Annotated in this window: 5 protein-coding genes; 4 read left to right on the top strand and 1 reads right to left on the bottom strand. The window is 74.4% G+C overall.

Annotated elements, in window-relative coordinates; genetic code table 11:
• Window positions 1-128: 128 nt before the first annotated feature.
• Window positions 129-1,118, bottom strand: coding sequence for a magnesium/cobalt transporter CorA (gene corA / locus ACFUEL_RS35285; protein WP_380241602.1), 990 nt, complete (start codon window positions 1,116-1,118; stop codon window positions 129-131).
• A 63-nt stretch (window positions 1,119-1,181) separates the two neighbouring features.
• On the opposite strand from corA, the gene ACFUEL_RS35280 reads away from it, so the two are divergent.
• The 4 genes from ACFUEL_RS35280 to mshC all read left to right on the top strand — a co-directional run bounded on the left by ACFUEL_RS35280 (window position 1,182) and on the right by mshC (window position 4,743).
• Window positions 1,182-1,880 carry a histidine phosphatase family protein gene (locus tag ACFUEL_RS35280; RefSeq protein ID WP_380241600.1) on the top strand — a complete coding sequence of 233 codons (699 nt, stop codon included), beginning with the start codon at window positions 1,182-1,184 and terminating at the stop codon, window positions 1,878-1,880.
• 123 nt (window positions 1,881-2,003) lie between these two features.
• Complete coding sequence (locus ACFUEL_RS35275; protein WP_380241598.1) at window positions 2,004-2,567, top strand: DUF3090 family protein; 564 nt, start codon at window positions 2,004-2,006, stop codon at window positions 2,565-2,567.
• On the top strand, window positions 2,537-3,424 hold the full coding sequence (locus ACFUEL_RS35270) for an SCO1664 family protein (protein ID WP_380241596.1): 888 nt from the start codon (window positions 2,537-2,539) through the stop codon (window positions 3,422-3,424). The genes ACFUEL_RS35275 and ACFUEL_RS35270 overlap by 31 nt, the downstream gene beginning before the upstream one ends.
• 89 nt (window positions 3,425-3,513) lie before the next feature.
• Window positions 3,514-4,743, top strand: a complete 1,230-nt coding sequence (gene mshC, locus ACFUEL_RS35265; RefSeq protein ID WP_380241595.1) for a cysteine--1-D-myo-inosityl 2-amino-2-deoxy-alpha-D-glucopyranoside ligase — start codon at window positions 3,514-3,516, stop codon at window positions 4,741-4,743.
• Window positions 4,744-4,834: the final 91 nt, after the last annotated feature.

The following is a 4,834-nucleotide window of genomic DNA, read 5'->3' as shown; positions in this document are numbered from 1 at the left end:
GGCGCCGCCAGCAGTCCTGACGCACCGGCCGGAACGGCCGTCCGGCACCCGCCGGGCGGCCGTTCCGCGTTCCCGGGGTCCGGAACGGCCCGGGAGCCCGCGCGAGGAGCCCGCGCGAGGGGAGCCCGCTACAGCCAGCCGGCCCGCTTGAACAGCCGGTGCAGGCCGAAGCAGACGGCCGCCATCAGGACCAGCACCGCCGGGTAGCCCCACGCCTGGCGCAGCTCCGGCATGTGCTCGAAGTTCATCCCGTAGATGCCGGCGATCATCGTCGGCACGGCGGCCAGCGCGGCCCACGCCGAGATCTTCCGCATGTCGTCGTTCTGCTGCACGCTGACCTGCGCCAGGTTGGCGGACAGGATGTCGGACAGCAGCCGGTCCAGGCCCTCCACCACCTCGTTGACCTTGGCCAGGTGGTCCGCCACGTCCCGGAAGTACGGGCGCAGTCCGTCCGCGACGAACGGCACCTGCACGTCGGCGCCGACCCGGGTCAGCCGCAGCGCGGGCTCCATCAGCGGGAAGGTCGCCTTGCGGAAGCCCACCACCTGCCGCTTGAAGCCGTAGATCCGCTCGGCCGCGCCGCGCGAGCGCCCGGGGGAGAAGATCTGCTCCTCCAACTCGTCCAGGTCGGTCTGCAGTTCGGTGGCCACGTCGAGGTACTGGTCGACCACCAGGTCGCAGACCGCGTACAGCACGGCGGCCGGCCCGTGCGCGAGCAGTTCGGGCTGCTCCTCCAGCCTCGCCCGGAGGTCCTTGAGCGGGCTCTCCGGACCGTGCCGGACGGTCATCACGTACGAGTCGCCCAGGAAGATCATCAGTTCGCCGATCGAGACGGTCTCGTCCGACTGGTGGTACGCGGCGGTCTTCAGGACGGTGAACACGGAGTCCCGGTAGATGTCCACCTTCGGGCGCTGGTGCGCCGTCACCGCGTCCTCCACCGCCAGCGGGTGCAGCCCGAACTCCTCGGCGACGTGGTCGAACTCCTCGGTGGTCGGGTCCGCCAGGCCGATCCACAGGAACCCGTCCCCGGCCGCGCGGACCTCCGCCAGGGCGTCCGAGAAGTCCTCCGGGCCCTCGGAGCGCTTGCCGTCCCGGTAGATGCCGCAATCCACGATCATGCCCGCCATTGTGACCCGAAGCGGCCGCCCGCGGGGAGGGTTCGACCCCGTACCCTTTCAGGTATGCCCACCCTGCTGCTCGTCCGCCACGGCCGTTCCACCGCCAACTCCGCCGGGATCCTCGCCGGATGGACCCCCGGGGTCGACCTGGACGACACCGGGCGGGCGCAGGCCGCCGCGCTGCCCGAGCGGCTCGCCGGGCTGCCGATCGCCCGCCTGGTCAGCAGCCCGCTGGAGCGCTGCCGGCAGACCCTGGAGCCGCTGGCCGCCGCCCGCCCCGAACTGGCCGCCCCCGAACTGGACGAGCGGCTCGGCGAGTGCCACTACGGCGAGTGGACCGGCCGCCCGCTGTCCGAGCTGGCCGGCGAGCCGCTCTGGCGCACCGTCCAGGACCACGCCTCGGCCGCCGCCTTCCCCGGCGGCGAGTCGCTGCGCGCGCTCAGCCACCGCACCGTGGACGCGGTGCGCGAGTGGAACGACAAGGTCGCCGTCGACCACGGGCCGGACGCGCTCTGGGCGGCCGCCACCCACGGCGACGTGATCAAGGCGATCGTCGCCGACGCGCTCGGCCTGCACCTCGACCACTTCCAGCGGATCTCGGTCGAGCCCTGCTCGGTCACCGCGATCCGCTACACCCCGCACCGCCCCTACCTGCTGCGCCTGGGCGACACCGGCTCGCTGGCCGCCCTCGCCCCGCGCCCGCACGGCCACTCGGCCGGGGACGACGCGGTGGTCGGCGGCGAGACCGGCACCACCGCCTGACCCCGCCACCGCGGCCAACTGTCCGAGCACGCACGGGAACCGACCGCCCCGTGTGCCGCGCCGGACCGGTTTGGCCGTAGGGTGAGATCGAGAAGACCGCAACCCCCCTCCGGAGCGAGCAGAGTGTCCCGTCAGGTCCACTTCTTCGACCAGCCCGAGCGCTTCGTGGCCGGCACCGTCGGCCAGCCCGGCGCCCGCGCCTTCTACCTGCAGGCGTCCTCGCGCGGCCGGGTCACCAGCGTCCTGCTGGAGAAGGCCCAGGTCGCCGCGCTCGCCGAGCGGATCGAGGAGGTCCTCGACGAGGCGCTGCGGCGCAGCGGCGGCGAGGCCCCGATCCCGGCCGCCGCCCCCGCCGAACTGCTCGACACCGCCCCGCTCGACCTGCCGCTGGAGCAGGAGTTCCGGGTCGGCACGATGGCCCTGGCCTGGGACGCCCGGGACGAGTGCCTGGTGGTCGAGGCGCAGGCGTACGTCGAGGAGTCCGAGGAGGACGACGAGCCCGAGGTCTTCGACGACGAGAACGGCCCCGACCTGCTGCGGGTGCGGCTCAGCGGCGCGATGGCCCGGGTGTTCGCCAAGCGCGCCCTGGACCTGGTCGCGGCCGGCCGCAAGCCCTGCCCGTTCTGCAACCTCCCGCTCGACCCGGAGGGCCACCTGTGCCCGCGCGCGAACGGCTACCGGCGCTGAACGAGGAGAGCCCCGAGGCGGCGGACGCCCCCGGCACCGACCCGGCCACCAGCGCCGCGCTGGCCGCCGACCCCGCCACCGCGCTCACCCTGCTGCGCGAGGGCGCCCTGGCCGTGCACGGCCGGGTCACCGACGCCTCCAACGCCGTCCTCTACTGCACCGCCACGCTGGACGGCCTCACCGCCCCCTGCGTCTACAAGCCCGTCGCGGGCGAGCGCCCGCTGTGGGACTTCCCCGACGGCACCCTGGCCGGCCGGGAGACCGCCGCGCACGAGCTCTCCGCCGCCACCGGCTGGCACCTCGTCCCGCCCACCGTGCTGCGCGAGGGCCCGGCCGGGCCCGGCATGGTCCAGCTGTGGATCGAACCCGACCCGGACGCCGCCGAACTGCTCGACCTGCAGCCCCTGGACGGCGTCCGGGAGGGCTGGCTGCCCGTGGTCCGGGCCGAGGTCGGGGGCGGCCGCCAGGCGTGGCTGGTGCACCGCGACGACGACCGGCTGCGCCGCCTCGCCGTGCTGGACGCCGTCCTCAACAACGCCGACCGCAAGGGCGGCCACTGGCTGCCCGCCGCCGACGGCCGGATCTACGGCATCGACCACGGCGTCACCTTCCACCCCGAGCCGAAGCTGCGCACCCTGCTCTGGGGCTGGGCCGGACAGCCGCTCACCGCCGAGGCGCTCGACGTCCTGGAGCGGCTCGCCGCCGACCTGGAGGGCCCGCTCGGCGAGCGGCTGCGCCCGCACCTGACGGCGGTCGAGCTGGCCGCGCTGAAGGCCCGGACGGCCGCGCTGCGGGCCGCCGGGAGCCATCCGCCGCCGTCACGGGAGTGGCCTTCTATTCCCTGGCCGCCGGTCTGATACCGATCCGAAACCGAGGACGAACCGATTCCGGCCGATCGCGTCCGTAGGTTGGTCTTTCAAATGATCGCAAGGTTAGAGTCGGTCCCATGCATGCCTGGCCCGCCTCCGAGGTTCCCGCCCTGCCCGGTCAGGGGCTTCCCCTGCGCATTTACGACACCGCCACCAGCAGTGTCCGAGAGGTCGTGCCCACCGGTCCGACCGCCCGGCTCTACGCCTGCGGCATCACCCCCTACGACGCGACCCACCTGGGCCACGCAGCCACCTACAACACCTTCGACCTGGTCCAGCGGGTCTGGAAGGACGCCGGCCACGACGTCCTCTACGTCCAGAACGTCACCGACGTCGACGACCCGCTGCTGGAGCGCGCCGTCGCCACCGGCCAGGACTGGACCGAACTCGCCGAGCGCGAGACCGCGCTGTTCCGCGAGGACATGACCGCGCTGCGGATGCTCCCGCCCGCGCACTACGTCGGCGCCGTCGAGTCGATCCCGTGGATCGTCCCGCTGGTGCAGCGCCTGCTCGCCTCCGGCGCCGCCTACGAACTCGACGGCGACGTCTACTTCTCCGTCGAGTCCGACCCGCGCTTCGGCGAGGTCTCCGGCCTCACCCGCGAGCAGATGCTCCCGGTCTTCGCCGAGCGCGGCGGCGACCCCGAGCGCCCCGGCAAGAAGAACCCGCTGGACGCCCTGCTCTGGCTCTCCGCCCGCCCCGGCGAGCCCGCCTGGGAGACCGAACTCGGCCGCGGCCGCCCCGGCTGGCACATCGAGTGCGTGGCCATCGCGCTGGAGTACCTCGGCATGGACTTCGACATCCAGGGCGGCGGCAGCGACCTGTCCTTCCCGCACCACGAGATGGGCGCCGCGCACGCCCAGGTCGCCCTCGGCGAGCACCCCTACGCCCGCGCGTACGTGCACGCCGGCATGGTCGCCCTGGACGGGCACAAGATGTCCAAGTCGCGCGGCAACCTGGTCTTCGTCTCGGCCCTGCGCCGCGACGGCATCGACCCGGCCGCGATCCGGCTGGCCCTGCTCGCCCACCACTACCGCAGCGACTGGGAGTGGACCGCCGCGGACCTCGACGCCGCCCTGACCCGCCTGGCCGCCTGGCGCTCCGCGGTCTCCCGCCCCGACGGCCCGCCCGCCGAGGCCCTGCTCGCCGAGGTCCGCGCGGCCCTCGCGAACGACCTCGACGCCCCGGCCGCCCTGGCCGCCGTCGACCGCTGGGCCGCCACCGCCCGCACCGAGGGCGGCGAGGACACCGGCGCCCCGGGCCTGGTCTCCCGCACCGTCGACGCCCTCCTCGGCGTCGCCCTGTAGGAATCCCCGCGCCCCGTCGAAGGGCCCCGCGGGGCAGGGGCGCAGTCTCCCCACTCAGTCCCCCGCGCCCCGCCAGGGGCGCGGGGGTTGT

The sequence above is a fragment of the Kitasatospora sp. NPDC057198 genome (assembly GCF_042670125.1).
Taxonomy (GTDB): Bacteria; Actinomycetota; Actinomycetes; order Streptomycetales; family Streptomycetaceae; genus Kitasatospora.
This window is presented reverse-complemented; position numbering and strand designations above follow the sequence as displayed.